General features: G+C 44.9%; 12 protein-coding genes. 3 read left to right on the top strand and 9 right to left on the bottom strand.

The annotated features are described in order from the left end of the window. The first annotated feature begins 4 nt into the window (after nt 1-4). Nucleotides 5-2272, top strand: coding sequence for a glycoside hydrolase family 65 protein (locus FFM77_RS04095; RefSeq protein ID WP_137634479.1), 2268 nt, complete (start codon nt 5-7; stop codon nt 2270-2272). A gap of 896 nt (nt 2273-3168) precedes the next feature. Here FFM77_RS04095 and FFM77_RS04090 read toward each other — a convergent pair. From FFM77_RS04090 to recA, 4 genes are all read right to left on the bottom strand, one after another. Continuing rightward, entirely contained in the window at nt 3169-4035 is an 867-nt protein-coding gene (locus FFM77_RS04090; protein WP_137634478.1) for a fructokinase, read from the bottom strand. Between the two features lie 603 nt (nt 4036-4638). Then, on the bottom strand, nt 4639-5565 hold the full coding sequence (locus FFM77_RS04085) for an NADP-dependent oxidoreductase (protein ID WP_137634477.1): 927 nt from the start codon (nt 5563-5565) through the stop codon (nt 4639-4641). A 110-nt stretch (nt 5566-5675) separates the two neighbouring features. Further along, nucleotides 5676-7073, bottom strand: a complete 1398-nt coding sequence (nhaC, locus tag FFM77_RS04080) for a Na+/H+ antiporter NhaC (RefSeq protein WP_137634476.1) — start codon at nt 7071-7073, stop codon at nt 5676-5678. A 492-nt stretch (nt 7074-7565) separates the two neighbouring features. Further along, nucleotides 7566-8645 (bottom strand): recombinase RecA, encoded by a 1080-nt coding sequence (gene recA / locus FFM77_RS04075; protein ID WP_137634475.1) that lies wholly within the window; start codon nt 8643-8645, stop codon nt 7566-7568. A 301-nt stretch (nt 8646-8946) separates the two neighbouring features. Between recA and FFM77_RS04070 the strand changes: the two genes are divergently transcribed. Continuing rightward, nucleotides 8947-10623 carry a glycoside hydrolase family 13 protein gene (locus tag FFM77_RS04070; RefSeq protein ID WP_137634474.1) on the top strand — a complete coding sequence of 559 codons (1677 nt, stop codon included), beginning with the start codon at nt 8947-8949 and terminating at the stop codon, nt 10621-10623. 454 nt (nt 10624-11077) lie between these two features. On the opposite strand, the gene FFM77_RS04065 is transcribed toward FFM77_RS04070, so the two are convergent. From FFM77_RS04065 to FFM77_RS04045, 5 genes are read right to left on the bottom strand one after another with little or no spacing between them, the layout of a single operon-like run. Next, a complete protein-coding gene (locus FFM77_RS04065; protein WP_137634473.1) occupies nt 11078-11383 on the bottom strand; it encodes a DUF202 domain-containing protein in 306 nt (101 codons plus the stop codon). Nucleotides 11384-11421: 38 nt separating this feature from the next. Next, nucleotides 11422-12267: a PTS system mannose/fructose/sorbose family transporter subunit IID gene (locus FFM77_RS04060; protein ID WP_137634550.1), complete on the bottom strand. Its 846-nt coding sequence runs from the start codon at nt 12265-12267 to the stop codon at nt 11422-11424. Nucleotides 12268-12269: 2 nt separating this feature from the next. Further along, nucleotides 12270-13130 (bottom strand): PTS mannose/fructose/sorbose/N-acetylgalactosamine transporter subunit IIC, encoded by an 861-nt coding sequence (locus FFM77_RS04055; protein ID WP_137634472.1) that lies wholly within the window; start codon nt 13128-13130, stop codon nt 12270-12272. 31 nt (nt 13131-13161) lie between these two features. Continuing rightward, entirely contained in the window at nt 13162-13656 is a 495-nt protein-coding gene (locus FFM77_RS04050) for a PTS sugar transporter subunit IIB (protein WP_137634471.1), read from the bottom strand. Between the two features lie 11 nt (nt 13657-13667). Continuing rightward, nucleotides 13668-14105: a PTS sugar transporter subunit IIA gene (locus FFM77_RS04045; RefSeq protein WP_137634470.1), complete on the bottom strand. Its 438-nt coding sequence runs from the start codon at nt 14103-14105 to the stop codon at nt 13668-13670. Nucleotides 14106-14365: 260 nt separating this feature from the next. On the opposite strand from FFM77_RS04045, the gene FFM77_RS04040 reads away from it, so the two are divergent. Further along, nucleotides 14366-16885, top strand: coding sequence for a PRD domain-containing protein (locus tag FFM77_RS04040; protein ID WP_137634469.1), 2520 nt, complete (start codon nt 14366-14368; stop codon nt 16883-16885). Nucleotides 16886-16920: the final 35 nt, after the last annotated feature.

Below are 16920 nucleotides of genomic sequence, written 5' to 3'. Positions count from 1 at the left end.
AGTAATGAAACGAATTTTTGAAGTTGATCCGTGGCACGTCATCAGTCATGAACTGGTCCCTACGGATAAACGACTACAAGAAAGTATTACAAGTATTGGTAACGGCTATATGGGGATGCGCGGGATGTTTGAGGAGCATTACTCCAACGACACGCTTAAAGGCATTTACCTCGGGGGCGTCTGGTATCCTGATAAGACCCGGGTCGGTTGGTGGAAGAATGGTTATCCGGCTTACTTCGGTAAGGTTATCAATGCGGTCAACTTCATCAAAGTTAACCTGACAATTGATGGTGATCAGGTCGATTTAGCCAAAGATGAGATTAGTGATTTCACCTTGGATTTGGATATGCATACTGGCGTGTTACGGCGCTCATTTATCGTCACTAAAGGCGACAAGCGAGTCCAATTCATGATTGACCGTTTCGTCAGTGTGGCTCAAAAAGAATTATTCGATGTCCATTACAGTGTGCATAACTTGAGTGAATCACCCGTTCAACTGGGCTTTATCTCGCAGATTGACGCGGATGTGTTCAACGAAGATGCGAACTATGATGAACAGTTCTGGCAGGTCTTAGATAAAAGCCATGCAATTACGGGTGGCAGTATGATTGCGGAGACCAAGCCCAATGACTTCGGCACACCGCGCTTTACCTTAGGCATGCAGATGCTGCACCAGACGGACTTTCGGGGCGCCAATGCTCCTGAAACCGAAAAAGCGGTTACCAATATCTTCCGGGGTCACTTAGATCCTGACGAAACGAAGAACTTTGAAAAGCGGGTCGTCGTGGTGACGTCGCGTGATTACGAAGACTTACCAGCATTACGCAATGGGTTAGCTGAAATCAGCGAACGGGTCGCCGTACAATCGTATGAAGCGTTATTAAAAGCGCATACGGATGCCTGGGCAAAACGCTGGGAATTGGCGGATGTCGCCATTAGCGGTGATGATGCAGCGCAACAAGGAATTCGGTTCAACTTATTCCAGTTATTCTCGACTTATTATGGCGAGGATAGTCGTCTGAACCTCGGCCCGAAAGGCTTTACCGGTGAAAAATACGGTGGGGCAACTTATTGGGATACCGAAGCGTTCGGGGTTCCATTCTACTTGTCGTTAGCGAAACCAAAAGTGACCGAAAACTTGCTCACTTATCGTTATAATCAATTGGATGGTGCCTATCACAATGCCCAGATGCAAGGGCTAGATGGGGCACTCTTCCCAATGGTGACGTTTAACGGGATCGAATGTCATAATGAATGGGAAATCACGTTTGAAGAAATTCATCGCAATGGCTCGATTGCTTATGCTATCTTCAACTACACGCGCTATACTGGCGATGAGACTTACTTGAAGACCAAAGGCATCGATGTTTTAACGGCGATTTCACGTTTCTGGGCGGACCGGGTTCATTTCTCAGAACGTAAGCAACAATACATGATTCATGGGGTCACTGGCCCGAATGAATATGAAAACAATGTTAACAACAACTGGTACACTAACTTCATGGCACGCTGGACGTTGCAATATACGTTAGCTAGCTTGGACAAGTTGGATGAAACAAAGCGGGCTTCGTTGAATATCTCCGCGGCTGAATTAGCTAAGTGGCAAGATATCATCGATCGGATGTACTTCCCACATGATGACAAGCTTGGCATCTTCGTCCAAAATGATACGTATTTGGATAAAGACTTGAAACCGGCTTCATCAATTCCAGCTGATCAACGACCAATTAATCAGAACTGGTCATGGGATAAGATCTTGCGGTCACCTTATATCAAGCAAGCGGATGTATTACAAGGCATCTACTACTTTATGGATGACTTCACCCATGCCCAGAAGAAAGCCAACTTTGACTTTTACGAACCATTGACTGTCCATGAATCTAGCTTGTCACCAGCCGTGCATGCGATTCTAGCTGCTGATTTGCACTATGAAGACAAAGCGGTTGAAATGTATGCCCGGACAGCTCGGTTGGACTTGGATAACTACAACAATGATACGGTCGATGGCTTGCACATTACGTCAATGACTGGGTCATGGCTAGCAATTGTGCAAGGTTTCGCTGGGATGCGAGTCCGTGATGATAAGATTTCATTTGCCCCATTCGTCCCTAAAGAATGGCAGCAATATCAATTCCATGTCAACTTCCGTGGACGTTTGTTGAAAGTTGAAGTTGATCAACAAGGGACGACCGTAACCTTGGTTAGTGGGGATCCATTAACTATTGAATTAAACGGTCAAGATGTTGCTTTAAATGATACGGTTAAAGCTTAAGATTGCTAACTTTAAACTTGATTCCGACGTGTCCGAAACTTGTCGGGATCAAGTCCCAAACCCTGGAATGATGTCAAACTCATTCTAACCTACTCCTTTGAGGGCTGCGTGATGTGTTGTCGCGTGGCTCTCTTTTTGTAGAGTGTTCGGGCCGACGGGTTGATGGTGAGCATTGCCTAGCTAAGTCAATTACTCGGTGGTTTTCCGAGTAGTTGACTTAGCGTAGCAAGCGGAACCGTCAGTCGGCCTGAACACGTTTCGGCTCGCAGGCAAGAGTGGCGGTGGGTTTCCGGTATAGTTGACTGGCGTAGCAAGCGGAATCCCCAGTCGGCCCGAACACGTTTCGGCTCGAAAAAAATAACTCAGTTAAGGTGAAGCTTGTCACTCTGGTTGGGCCAGCATCGGCTGGAACGTGGTGGCCGCGTTTTTGAGCCATAGTGCGGTCTCAAAAGCCGGGCTTTATCTAAGTCGGAAAATCACCGACCAAGATAAACGACACCACTGAGCCAATGCTGGCCCGCCCGGCGTTAGGTAGCGGGTATTAAAGAATTAACGATTGATTATTTTTAGTCCAGTCATTTGGCCGAGAGGTTGGTTCCTAAAATACTCAGCCGGGTCGTTGCCATTAGTGCGTTCCAATATTTTAGGAACCAACCTGCAGGCGGCAATTTAACGGATGCCAAGCGTATTATCGTATTCTTATCCAACCCAAAAGCGCGCGACTCACAACAAGCTGTGAGTCGCGCGCTTACTCGTTAGATTGACCTAAACGAGGTGGGTGTGGTAACGCATCACACCGAAAACATTTATAGGGGTTGGCTAACAATGTTTACAAACATAGTGTACCAATCGATTACATAGTTCTGATAAAGGTTGTGTATGGAATGTGTAAAGATTTAGGCTTGGCTTAATGCAAGCTTGGCTAGTAAAAGCCCACCAACGACCCCAGAGTTGTCACCAAGACCAGCGGGGACGATATAGTCGTCCAAAGCCGGCACGTCTTCATAGTGGTTCAAGTAAGCGTCAAACTTTTCACGAATAATTGGGAAGAGTTGCGTTTGCTTCATGACGCCACCGTTTAAAATAATCTTGTCAGGGGCAAAGGAGACGGTTAAGTTCACACAGGCCTGGGCAATGTAGTCAGCGACAATCGTCCAGACGGGATCATCTGCGGCAACATCTTTACCGGCTTTACCGGTGCGCTTGCCAACTGCTGGGCCGGCTGCCATGCCTTCAAGACAAATATCATGATACGGGCAGTTGTTTTCAAAGTCATCACCCGGTAGGCGATTCAAGCGCATATGCCCCAGTTCAGTGTGCGTGCGGCCATTAAAAATCTGGTTGTTGCTAATCACACCAGCGCCAACACCCGTCCCAATCGTCACATAAATACTATTCGGCACGTCTTTAGCAATCCCGAGTTCAGCTTCGCCATACGCCGCTTCGTTAACGTCGGTCGTCCAATAAAGCGGCACATCAACGTGTTGTTTTAAGTGACCGAGAAAGTCGAAGTCACCCCAGCCGGGTTTAGGGGTCGTGGTAATGTAGCCGTACTTAGGGTCAGTTGGGTTCACACCGATGGGGCCAAATGAGCCAATCCCAATCGCATCGACTGGATGTGCTTTAAAATAGTCATCAACGGCGGCCATCGTTTTATCAGGAGTCGTCGTGGGGATCGAAACTCGGTCCAAAACGTCCCCGGTTTCAGTGCCGATCGCGCAGACAAATTTAGTCCCGCCGGCTTCAATTGCGCCTAATGTCATAATTAAGTCCTCCAAAATTTCAGTTATCAATAAATGTATATACTTTTTATTATTAGTATACACTTTTTACAACAACTTGTGAACGGTTACATTAAAATGTTGATTTAGTTATTGAAAATCGCTATACATTGCTTATCAAAATGATTGTGGGGTGATAGTCATTAAAAAAAGGATATACGCTTGATACTAGTTGAAATTGCCGCCAGCCGATTGGTTTCTAAAACGCTGGAACGTCATGGGCTATTTTGAAGCCAAAGCCCGGGCTTTGGCTTCAAAGCTGACCTTGGTCTAAGTCCAACGACACGGCTGGGTATTTTAGAAACCAACCTCTTGGCTAAATTTGTGGTCGATAATAGATCATCATTAATTTCCACTAACTAACGCCGGGCGGGCCAGCATTGGCTCAGTGGTGTCGTTTATCTTTGTCGGTGATTTTCCGACTTAGATAAAGCCCGGCTTGGAAGACCGAACTTTGGCTTCCAAACGCGGCCACCACGTTCCAGCCGATGCTGGCCCAACCAGAGTGGCAATCTAATCCAACTAGCACTAAGTGTAACTAGAACTAAAAACAGACTAATGCGATTTGCACTAGTCTGTTTTTAGCTATTCAGTAAGCTCTTTTTCAATAATGATACGACCATTGTGCGGTTCATCTAACAACGCGTGGCCTTGGATAAAGCCCGCTAAAGTGAACGGCAGATGGTAGCCGATATTGGTCTGTAGCTGGTCGGTACTTAGTAACTTAAATAACATTTGTAAGGCGGCCTGATCTGAAATCGCATTGGTCGGATGAATCGAATGAAACTCAATCGACTTACTTGTTGCCGGCAGGCGTTTTGCCACTGACACAATTGTGGCATCAAACCGGGCCATTGCTAGATCAGTTTTACCATCGGCACCATTCAAGGACACATTGATAATGACATCACCACGGTCAGCGAGCACGTGAGCTGGATCATGGTGATCATAAGCCACGAACTGAGCCACACCCAAGTTTTTAACGGTTTCGGCATGGCGCTGACTAGCGATGGCAATAACTTTTGCCCCTAAACGTTGGGCCAATTGGACTGCCAATGAGCCAACGCCACCCGCAGCGCCTTTAACGATAACGGTTTGTCCGGGATGAATATCGGCAAAGTAACGAACGGCTTTGTAGGCCGTAATCCCGGGTGTGATCAGGCTAACCGCTTGGGCTGGACTGAGATTATCCGGAACAGTGACGACGGTATCAGCGTCTAAGCACACTTGCTCAGCGTAAGTGTGGTCCGTATGTGCCGCCACAATTGTCCCTAGTGGCAAATCGGTGACCGCGGTACCAACTTTGATGACCCGGCCAACGACATCATGACCGGGAATCAGTGGTAATGGCGTCGTCGGCGTGGCCCCTAAACGTTCGATCCGATCAGCGTCATTTAAATTAACGGCGAGTGTTTCAATCACCGCTTCATTTGGTGCAGGTTCTAAGGCCGGTTGCCGAATTGTTTCAAAAACGGCGGGTCCCCCAAATTTTCGATAACCATATGCAAGCATCGTAGAATCCCCCTCCTTGTGGCAAAAAATCCTTTAGCCCAATTGTAGCGGGCACAAGGGCGAAACCACAAGTCAGAACCATTACATTCGAGACTTTGTTTAGTTAGTGACTAAACCGTCGCTTTAGGTTGACGCTTGAGTCCCCAACCGGTGAATCCACTAATAATGGAGAAGACTGGTGAAAGTAAGCTGAAGAAGCAAAATGGTAAGTAAGCTAAGGTTGAGACACCTAACGTGTTAGCGGCAAAAGCCCCGGCCACGCCCCAAGGAATCAAGTAGTTAATGACGGTCCCGCCATCTTCCAGCACACGACTTAAGGCTAGGTTCGCTAGGCCTTGGTCGTTAAACGTCTTTTTGAAAGCTTTCCCTGGCAAAATCACAGATAAGTATTGTTCTCCAACGAAGATATTAACGCCAATTCCGGCTAAAATGGCGGCGGTAACGGTCGAACCGCTGTTGTTTAATCGCTTAGCTAAGGGCACCATTGCGGTTTGAATCAAGTTAAACTGCATTAGCAAGCCACCTAACGACAGGGTCAGTAAGATTAGGGAAACGGTCCCCATCATGGCACTAATCCCACCACGCGAGAGTAATTGGTCAACGCCGACGTTCCCAGTTTTAGCAACGAAGCCAGTTTCAACCATTGTCGCGATTTTACTGATGGCAATGTGTGGGTGTTCAATAAAAATCATCACAATCGCTAAAGTAATATTCATTAATAATGTGGCAATCGCGGGAATTTTCCGTACGGCACAGACTAGCATCAAGATTAACGGTAAGGCGGCCCACCAGCTGATGGTAAAATGCTGATTTAAGACGGCTAACGTGGTGTTGATTTTGCCGAGATGGGTCTCAGTTGCGGCGCCCATCCCGAGAATCGTGTAGCCAATTAAAGAGACAATAAACGCAGGAATTGTCGACCACATCAAGTTACGGATATGACTGAACAGATCACTTTCAGCGATCGCGGCAGCCAAGTTGGTGGAGTCAGATAACGGCGAGGTCTTATCACCAAAGATGGCCCCAGAAATAATGGCTCCGGCGATCAAGGCCGGGTTGATGCCCATGGTTGTCCCAATCCCGAAAAGGGCGATCCCAATTGTTGAGATAATCGTAAAGGCACTCCCAATGGATGTCCCAATAATGGCACAGACCAGAAAGACTGAGGGCACAAACCATTGTGCTGAGATGAGGTGAAAGCCAAATACCATCATTGAGGGGATAATTCCGGCCGCAATCCAGACACTGATTAAGGCCCCAATCAGTAAGAAGATAAAGATGGGAATGATCCCAGTCTTAATCCCTTCAATGATGCCGCCATGAATATCATCCCAAGCGGCACCCCGAATCCGCGCCCATAGGATAACTAGCGCAATCACTAAAATCACCGGTGTTTGTGGTGAAAGGCCAAACTTAATGACGCCTAAGCCCATGATGGCTAACATGATTAATAAAACAATTAAAGCTTCCGGTAAACTCACTGGTCGCCATGGTCGTTGCTTTTTCATTGTACATTCCTCCAAAATTTATAATTGTAGTTGGTGTTAAGTTGCCCGTCTTCGTTGACCAACAGGTTCGCGATGGGGCAGACCTGCTAGTCACTGCGACTATGATTGATGTCATATGACAGATAACATTATTGATTTTGAACTTTCTTGATCAATCCAGCCTAACTGTAGCGGCAATGTAAACCAAACCAACAAAGTTAAAACAAAAAAATCGTCCCTGTTGTCAATAAAGACAACAGGGACGATTGATTGGACCGTGGTACCACCCAGCTTGAAAAATCCGAAGACTTTTCCACTCACTAGCAAGGTAACGGGTCTAGTTATTAACCGCCGGACGTATCCGGACGTGATCCCCCGTATTTCAAAGCAACTAGCCTGATCGGTTCGCAGCAACCACCGACTTCCTGACGCTCAGCTATTGTTTTACTTGGGAGGGGACGTAACGTTCATTAATTAAGTTGTTGTGATGATAGCATGTTGCCCGGGCTACCGTCAAGCGTCTTTGGTCGTTGGCTCTGCCGGTTCAGGGTCTGGGGCAGGGTGTAACACTTGTTGCATCAGGTCTTCGACTAGTTCTGGTCGGTCATTCAAATATTTAATGGCATTAATGCGGCCTTGGCCAATATGTTCATCATGGTATGAGTACCAAGCGCCAGATTTTTGGACAATATCCGCCTTGGTCGCTTGGTCTAAGATATCCGCCGTTCGGGAAATGCCATAGCCGTAATCCATTTGGACTTCGGCGACTTTAAATGGTGGAAAAACTTTATTCTTAGTTACTTTTAAGCGCACGGTATTCCCAACGACTTGAACTTCACCGTCCACCTTATCTTTGATTTGGCCGGTTCGTCGAATATCGAGTCGGATTGAGGCGTAAAATTTCAAAGCGCGGCCCCCAGGAGTCACTTCTGGGCTCCCAAACATCACACCGACCTTTTCACGGAGTTGGTTGATGAAAATAACGACGGTTTGCGTCGAATGGACAGCACTGGAAATCTTACGTAACGCTTGAGACATCAAGCGGGCTTGAATCCCCACGTGAGCGTCCCCAATCTCACCATCAATTTCAGCTTTCGGCACTAAGGCGGCGACAGAATCGACGACGACTAACGCGATGGCCCCGGATTCGATTAAAGTGTTGGCAATTTCCAAACCTTCTTCACCGGTATTCGGTTGTGACAAGAGCAGGTCGTCTAGATCAACGCCGAGGTTTTTCATGTAGGCAGGATCTAACGCATTTTCGGCATCGATATAAGCCACTTTACCGCCAGCTTTTTGGACGGCCGCAGCCGCTTGCAGGGCCACGGTCGTTTTACCGGAGCTTTCGGGACCGTACATTTCGATGATACGACCGCGTGGTAAGCCGCCACCGGTAATTTGATCCAGTGAGAGAATTCCGGTACTGAGTCGTTCAACGTTTGCTAAACGATTGTCGCCCATTTTCATGACGGCACCATCACCGAATTCTTTTTTGATCTTACCCAAAGCCTTATCTAAAGCCGTTTTACGGGCGGATGTTTCTGTCTGATCAATCGCACTGGGAGTCGCGGTTGCTAGTGATTTCTTACCCATGGTCAAATCCTCCTTTTAACTCGTTTGTTAATGTTCTAAGTATACCATTAAATCCAAACGTATGTTCGATTGATGCTCAACTATTTTAAATAAGAGCTAAAATCGATGGCTACTAACGCTTGGTGCTAGTTGAACTTGCCACCTACCGGTTGGTTTCTAAAATGTTGGACCAACCAGAGTGGCAATTTAAACCAACTAGTATTTAGTTACCGCTAACATGGCGGTAAGCACTACGAATGGGATGACCAACATGATAGAATGGCTTTAATGTAAGCGTAGACAAAAAGGAGAGCTGACTAATATGGCAACAACGCAATGGTGGCAAAAAGCGGTCGTTTATCAAGTATATCCAAGGTCGTTTCAGGATTCAAATGGTGATGGGATTGGGGACTTACCGGGGATTACAAGTCGATTAGATTACATTAAAAAGTTGGGTGCTGATGTCGTTTGGTTAAATCCAATTTATCAGTCGCCAGGTGTCGATAATGGTTATGATATCAGTGATTATGAGGCGATCAATCCGGAATTTGGGACGATGGCGGATTTTGACCACTTGTTAGCCCAGCTACATCAACGCGGTTTAAAACTAATGATGGATATTGTGGTTAATCACACCTCAAATCAACATCAGTGGTTTATTGAAAGTGCTAAGAGTCAAGATAATCCTTATGCAGATTATTATATTTGGCGTGATCCGGTCGATGGTCATGCGCCGACTAACTGGGGCTCGTTCTTCAGTGGTTCTGCTTGGACGTATGTCCCTGCGCGGCAACAATATTACTTGCATTCTTTTGCGGTTGAACAACCTGATTTGAACTGGGAAAATCCCAAATTGCGGCAGACCATCTATGACATGATGAACTTTTGGGTCAAAAAAGGCGTTGACGGGTTTCGGTTAGATGTCATTAATCTAATCTCGAAACCGATCGACTTTGTCGATGGTCAACCAAATTCTGGCGAACCGTACGCAGATATCGGCCCGATTATCGCTAATGGGCACCGGTTAAGTGCCTTCTTACAAGAAATGCATACCCAAGTCTTAGCTGGCGCAGATTTGATTACGGTCGGTGAAACGCCGAATGCAACAATCAAAGATGCGCAACAATCAGCCGGATTGACGACCAACGAATTGAATATGGTTTTTGAATTTGAACATATGAACCTGGATGGCAATTCGAATCCGGTTTTAGGGAAGTGGAACGATCAGCCGGTTAATTTGATTGACCTGAAGCAGAGTTTAAGTAAGTGGCAAACGGGGCTGCACGGTAAAGCTTGGAATAGTTTGTATTGGAATAATCATGACCAACCGCGGATTGTTTCCCGGTTTGGCAATGATGATCCAAAATATCGGGTGGTTTCGGCTGAGATGTTAGCCACAATGTTGCATGGCCTGCAAGGCACACCATACATTTACGAGGGCGAAGAAATCGGCATGACGAATGCGCACTTTACGGAATTGAGTAATTATAAAGATCTAGAAAGCCTGAATGCGTATCACCATTTAGTTGATGAAGAACACCGGCTCAGCAGTACACAGATGTTGGCCGACCTTGCGCATATGTCACGTGATAACGCCCGGACACCGATGCAATGGGATAATAGCTTAAATGCCGGTTTTTCAACGGGGACGCCATGGTTACAAGTTAATCCGAACTATCCGCAATTGAATGTCCAGCAAACCTTGGCTGCGTCCAACTCAATCTTTACTTATTATCAACAGTTGATTCAGTTACGGCATACGAACGCTATTTTGACGACAGGCGATTATCAACTATTGGACGCTGACGATGGGGCTGTGTATGCCTATTTGCGGACGACCGGTGAGCAGCAGTTACTGGTAATTTGTAACTTTACGGCGCATGATCAAGTGCGCGATTACGACCAGTTGCCTAGTGATGCGCAACGATTGATTGGTAATTATACCGACGACCAAGGTGCGACATTGCGGCCGTATGAAGCGAAGATTTATCAGTTTTAACGCAGACTTGTTCAATAGAAATACACTTGGCGCTAGTTACAATGGCCGCCTGCCGGTTGGTTTCTAAAACGCTGGAACGCCATGGCTGAGCATTTTAGGAAATAACCTCTTGGCTAAGTGACCAGACTGAAAATAATCAATCGTTACTTTTTTAAGACCCGTTACTTAACGCCGGGCGGACTAGAATTGGCTCAGTGGTGTCGTTTATCTTAGTCGGTGATTTTCCGACTTAGATAAAGCCCGGCTTGCGAGACTGTACTTTGGCTCGCAAACGCGGCCACCACGTTCCAGCCAATTCTGGGCCAACCAGAGTGGCAACTTAATCTAACTAGCATAGTGATTAACTTCTAAGACAAAAAGACATCCTGAGAAAATTTCTCAAGATGTCTTTTTAGCAGCACTAATACCTGAATCTCAGTCTCAGACTAGTTTGATTAATCGACTGGATACGGATTTATTTAGCAGCATGTTTTTGTAGATAATCAATTTTTAACTCGTAATCATTCACCAATGCTTTAATATTCTGTTGGCCTTTCCAACCGGAATAGCCAAACATTAGCATGCCTAATGCCCCAATGACGAGTAGGGTGATACCAAAGATCGTCAGCCCCAAGCTTTTGGCATGGAAAAAGTAAGTGAGGACGATGCCAATACCGCCAGTAATGGTCCAAAGTTGAAACCAATACCCGAGATTTCTGAGCATGTGTTTCTGGTAAGCAACTTCTTGTTCATAACCGGTTCTCATTTCTTTAATTGTCATTTTACTTCATCTCCTCCAGCTTGTTGTCAACTTGAAATTTAGTATGAAAGACCAGGATTGAAGAATCCTAATAAGACCCCGATGAGTGAAATAACTACTAGAATTAACATGGTCCAAATAGCGGATACATGCTTCTTAGTCATTAACCACCAGCAGAAGAATGTTACCGCGACGGTTAAGATACCAGGGTAGATACTGTCTAATTTATCTTGAAGATTTAAGAAGACTTTACCGTTTGACCCATATAGTTTAAGTGACGTTGTAACGTTGACCCATGAAGCCAAGACACCACCAACGACCATACTACCGACAATCCCAATCGCGTGGCGAATAGCAGCGCCTTGCTTCCCAACTAGGAAGCTGACCGCTTGATCACCGAACTTGTAACCACGGAAATAAAGGAAACGTTGACCGAAGTAAGCAATTAAGACCCAAGCGATAATATAGAAGATTGCCCCAACCGGTGAACCGCCGGAAGACATCCCTAGGGAAATCCCTAAGAGAATTGGAATCAAGGTCCCATCAATCAATGAATCACCGATCCCGGCAATCGGGCCCATTAAGCCGGCCCGCATATCGTTGATCGTTTCGCCGTCAATATCTTGACCATTTGCTCGGGCTTGTTCCATACTAGCGGTGATCCCAACAATCACTGTCCCAAGCATTGGGTTAGTGTTGAAGAAGGCAGTATAGGCTTGAATCGCTTTAACTTGGTCATCATGTTTAGGATATAACTTTTTAAGGATTGGTAACATGGAAGCCATGTAGCCAAAAGTCTGCATATGTTCTTGAGAGAAGCAGGTCAACGCACCCCAGAACCAACGATGAAATGATTTGGTAAGGGTCTTTTTATCAAGCTGATTCGAATTACTAGTGTTTTGCATCATCAAATATCCTCCTCATCATCGTTATCGGCAGGACCTTCAGCAACTGGGCCTTTGCCAGAACCATTACCAGCATCTCTAGCCATTTCAACTTCATAGAAGATGACGGCGAACAATAAGGAAATAACCGTAACGGAAACTAAGTTCAGATGTAATGAAGCCGCTAAGGTAAAGCCGACTAGGAATGGCACGAAATCAATTGGATGGCCGATAATTTGACGAAGTAAAATTGCAATCCCAACACATGGCAACATGCCACCAACTGTAAATAAAGTCTTCATTGCGATACCATCCATTGGTAACGCATTCCGTAAAGCTGTAACCGCGGTTGCACCGTAGTAAGTTAAAAACATGGTCGGTAAGAATGAGAATAAAGCATGTGAAATCCAAGGCCAGCCAAAGTTAACAGCGGTTAATTTATCTAACTTACCTTTATGAACATCTTTCCAACCGAATGATTGCCAAACCAAGTTCATGGTTGCAACGGCGTAATAGAGCACCGTCCCAACAGTCCCGACTAAAGTCCCAACTGACTTAGCTAAGTCAGCAGCACTACCGCCTAATGGATTTAAACCTTGAGCGGAGATAGCGACCATGGCCAAAGGAATCCCAATGTAAGAAATAGCCCGGACATCAGCTGAAACCGTCCCACCTGGTGTTACTAAAGCGATGTAAACTAATTGCATCGCAACCCCACAGGCAATCCCTAATGGCATATTGCCAAGGACAATCCCACAAACAAGTCCACCAACTAATGGACGACCAATCGTATAATTACCAACTGCTTGACCGGCCATACATGAGTTGGAACATAAACAAGCGAATATTCCTAAAATAGCTGCTTGAAACCAACTAATTGTCATTTTAATACCCCTTCTTTTGAAAGCTTAGCTGTTAATAACCAAATCTTGACTTGAACTTGTCCCAGCTACCGATGTGTTGATCTGGTAACAAAGCAAATTCAACTTTGTAGCCGGCTTTTTCGATGGCTTCAAAGGCATCACCTTCAGCTTGAGTAAAGGACTGGTTGTCGCCAAGTTTGATCGCATTTTCGCGATCGTTACCAGGACCAACGATGATCGTCTTAATGTCGCCAGGTTTGAAGGCCATATCAACTAAGATTTGTTTCATGTCTTGTGGATTCTTGGTAATCACGAAGTACTTAGTTGCTGAATTTAAGACTTTATCTTTTACTTGTTCAAAGTGAGCCAAGGTCCAAACAAAGGTCTTCTTATCAGATGCGGCTTTGTAAGCCTCTGATAAAATCGGGTTGTTAGCGGCCTTATCATTAATGGCAATAATGCCATCGCAAGGATATTCTTTACCCCAACGTACCGTAATTAAACCGTGAATCATTCGATCGTCAATTCGTACAAAAGAAACTGCCATGATGCATCCTCCTAAATATCATCATCTGAAAAATCTGATGATGTGTTTGTATTAAATACTTTGATTGCACTAGTTGCTTCAGCGAAAATCTTTTCTTTTAAGGCCGCGTTATCTAAAGTATCTTTAGACATTGTGGCGGTGATGGCCATTGGAAAGTTCATGCCACCGATGATTAGGCTGTCTTGTAACTTACCGTGATTACTTAAAACGTTGCAGACTGTGGTGAGCGGACTACCACCAATAACATCAGCCAAAACGATGAACTGAGCGTCAGCGGGAAGCTCTGCTAAAGTGGCTTCAAACCGTGTACCTAATGTTGAAGCGGCTTCATCAGGTTTCAGCCCGACTGCAATCACCGAGTTAATCGGATCCCCTCCGGCAAACATGCTTAAGGTTTGTTTTAGCCCACTTGAAAAATCACCGTGGCTAACGAGTAACAAATATTTCATTTAATTTCTTCCTAATCTGTAGTGTCGTTAAACGAGCTTGCAGAAAACGGTAATTGCCAATCATGGTGACGGGATGTCACGATGATTGTTACCGTCAAGGAAGCACCTCCTTTCAATTTGAAATGTGTAGGTCGTTTGCCATACTCATCTGGACTTAAATAAAGTTAACGCTTACAATGACTATGTTAATCACATACAAGTCAAATGTCACCTGTATGTTGTGCTTAATTATCAAAAATAGTGCTTAAGGAGGAACCGTATTGGATGCAATCGATAAGCTTTATACGACAATTTCGCAGCAATTTCCCAATGAACGGATCACAACTAAACAAGCCGCAACGGCAGTCGGACTAACTCGTGGCGTCACCAGTAGTTATTTATCACAACTGCATAAACGCGGAAAATTAATCAAAACTGGAACGCGGCCAGTTTATTGGCAGGTTAAACGTGCACACTCAGCTTTTGACGGATTAATCGGTTATCGGGGCAGTTTAAGCACTGATATTCAGCATGCGCTAGAAGCCATTGTTTATCCGGTCAACGGCTTACCCATTTTTATGACTGGAATTGCTGGTAGTGGTAAGTTAGCGATGGCCCGGGCAATCTATCGCGAAGCGGTGCGTCGGCAGATTTTGCCGGCAACGGCCATTTTTAAAACCGTTGATTGTGCGAGCTATAAAGGTCAGCCGGAAGCGTTTAAGCAGGCATTAAACACAACTATTCAAGACTTTACTGCGGAAAAGACCGGTTATCTGTATATTGAAAATCTGCAAGCGCTGAATTCGTCAGCTCAGCATTACTTGTTCAATGAGGCGAATCAGCAAGAGACAACTGGTATTCGGTATATTTTTTCAGCAACTCAATCGGATTCGAAAGCTAATGGTCTCTTTTTTAAGGCGGCCGCAGTGCAACTTAACTTAAAACCGTTAAATGAACGGCCATTTGATGAACGGATGACCTTTGTTGCGATGTTTTTACAGCAACAGGCGAACCAAATTGGTCGAAGAATCATGATTATGCCTAATAAACTGATTGAACTGGCGGCCTCGGAACATACGACTAACATTCGGGAACTCAGCAATCGGATTCAACTACTTTGTGCGGCGACGTATGCTCAGACGCCGGATGCCGAGCAATTAATCATTGCTGGCGCCACTGCCGATGCGATTTGTATCACGCCTAATCAGTCCATGTTGACGGATCGAATTCGGTCACTGATTATTAATGTGTTGCAATTAGGCCCCACGGCAGAACTGTTATTTAAGTCATTATCAGAGTCGTTAGTTAATGGTGAGACCTTGACTGAGCAGAACTTTGCCGTGCTGAAAGTGCTTAATCAGATTGATACAACCATCAGTGAAACTTTGCTAACAGCCTTTGCGAAGCGGCTTCAAACGGTCACACGAACGACAATTACCCACCGATACGGTATTGGATTTCCGCCGGATGCCGTATTTTGGCGTAATGTAGCCTTAGCCTTTATATTTGCAAGTCTATGCAATGATAATCTGCCAACTAATCAGGTGCTGGCCAAGGTAGAGATTGCACTCAAGGATCGTTACCCTAGAAGTTACTATTTGTTTAACCAGTTTTTAAAGCAATTAGGGCCGCAGTACACTCAGAGCAATTATTATTGTTTGCCGTTCTTTATCCTGATGGCGCAATGTACGGATAAAGTCGAATCGGTTCACTATAATGCGATTTTGTTGGCACATGGTGAAAAGACAGCCTCAAGTATTCAGCAGGTTGTCAACACGTTATGTGGCAATTACTTTTTTGAAGCGTTTGATATGCCGATTGATGTCTCATTGGAAAAGATCAATGAGTACGTGCGCAGTTATTTAGTCGATCAGGCCCCGGCGACGAAGGGGAATATTGTATTATTTGACATGGGCTCACTGCGCGAGATGTTTAGTGAGATTAAGAAAATATCGAATCAAGAACTTTTGGTTGTGAATAATGTGACAACGGCGATGGCTTTAGATATTGGGTTGCGGGTACAACGTAACGAGACGTTCCAATCAATTGCGGAGGCCAGCAAAAAGTATAGTTCAACGACCGATGCGCAATATTACGAAGGCTTGTCGAATCGAAAGAATATTATTGTTTCGTGTATGTCGGGTGTGGGTCTATCAGAGGAACTTAAGAAATTGATCGAATCTACGTTGTCACCATCACTGGAAGTCATTGCAGTGGACTACAAAAAATTGCATGGCTTACTAAAAAATCATGACCGGCAATTTTTTGCGAATACGCAATTAATCTTGACCACGACAGATGTCAGTGGCGATTATGATTTGAATATTATGAATATCTATAATATTTTTGATAAAGCGACCTCACTGAAATTACAATCAGTCTTACGTCATGCCGGTGAAAATCAGGAATCTAGTGATTTGTTGATTGAACGACTGTTGCGTTTCTTATCGATTGAAGGTATTCGTGGGCGACTACAAATCTTGAATCCCGATATTGTGATTCAGGATAGTCAGGACATCGTGGCGCATTATGAAGATTTCTATAATGTGAAGTTCAGTCCGCGTCTCAAGCTTAATCTCTATATGCACTTGTCATTAATGATTGAGCGGATGATTATGGATACTAAGGGTTCCGAAAATGTCATTAAACAGGACACCCTAACAGCTAAAGAGCAAGAATTCTTCTCACTTTCAAGTGGTATTTTTCAACCAATCGAACAAAAATTTAATATTCGTATTCAAGATTATGAGATTGAACTTTTGTATCAGCTATTGAAAGATTTTATTTTTATCGCAAATTGATGAAGCGTGTCAGTTACGCTTGGGACTAGTTAAAA

The sequence above is a fragment of the Lactiplantibacillus songbeiensis genome (assembly GCF_005405125.1).
GTDB classification, from domain to species: domain Bacteria; phylum Bacillota; class Bacilli; order Lactobacillales; family Lactobacillaceae; genus Lactiplantibacillus; species Lactiplantibacillus songbeiensis.
This window is presented reverse-complemented; position numbering and strand designations above follow the sequence as displayed.

Bases quoted from the DNA above. Each gene is read 5' to 3' on its own strand.
- FFM77_RS04095 (WP_137634479.1), top strand. From the start codon at position 5: ATGAAACGAATTTTTGAAGTTGATCCGTGGCACGTCATCAGTCATGAA.
- FFM77_RS04090 (WP_137634478.1), bottom strand. From the start codon at position 4,035: ATGACATTAGGCGCAATTGAAGCCGGCGGGACTAAATTTGTCTGCGCG.
- FFM77_RS04085 (WP_137634477.1), bottom strand. From the start codon at position 5,565: ATGCTTGCATATGGTTATCGAAAATTTGGGGGACCCGCCGTTTTTGAA.
- nhaC (WP_137634476.1), bottom strand. From the start codon at position 7,073: ATGAAAAAGCAACGACCATGGCGACCAGTGAGTTTACCGGAAGCTTTA.
- recA (WP_137634475.1), bottom strand. From the start codon at position 8,645: ATGGGTAAGAAATCACTAGCAACCGCGACTCCCAGTGCGATTGATCAG.
- FFM77_RS04070 (WP_137634474.1), top strand. From the start codon at position 8,947: ATGGCAACAACGCAATGGTGGCAAAAAGCGGTCGTTTATCAAGTATAT.
- FFM77_RS04065 (WP_137634473.1), bottom strand. From the start codon at position 11,383: ATGACAATTAAAGAAATGAGAACCGGTTATGAACAAGAAGTTGCTTAC.
- FFM77_RS04060 (WP_137634550.1), bottom strand. From the start codon at position 12,267: ATGCAAAACACTAGTAATTCGAATCAGCTTGATAAAAAGACCCTTACC.
- FFM77_RS04055 (WP_137634472.1), bottom strand. From the start codon at position 13,130: ATGACAATTAGTTGGTTTCAAGCAGCTATTTTAGGAATATTCGCTTGT.
- FFM77_RS04050 (WP_137634471.1), bottom strand. From the start codon at position 13,656: ATGGCAGTTTCTTTTGTACGAATTGACGATCGAATGATTCACGGTTTA.
- FFM77_RS04045 (WP_137634470.1), bottom strand. From the start codon at position 14,105: ATGAAATATTTGTTACTCGTTAGCCACGGTGATTTTTCAAGTGGGCTA.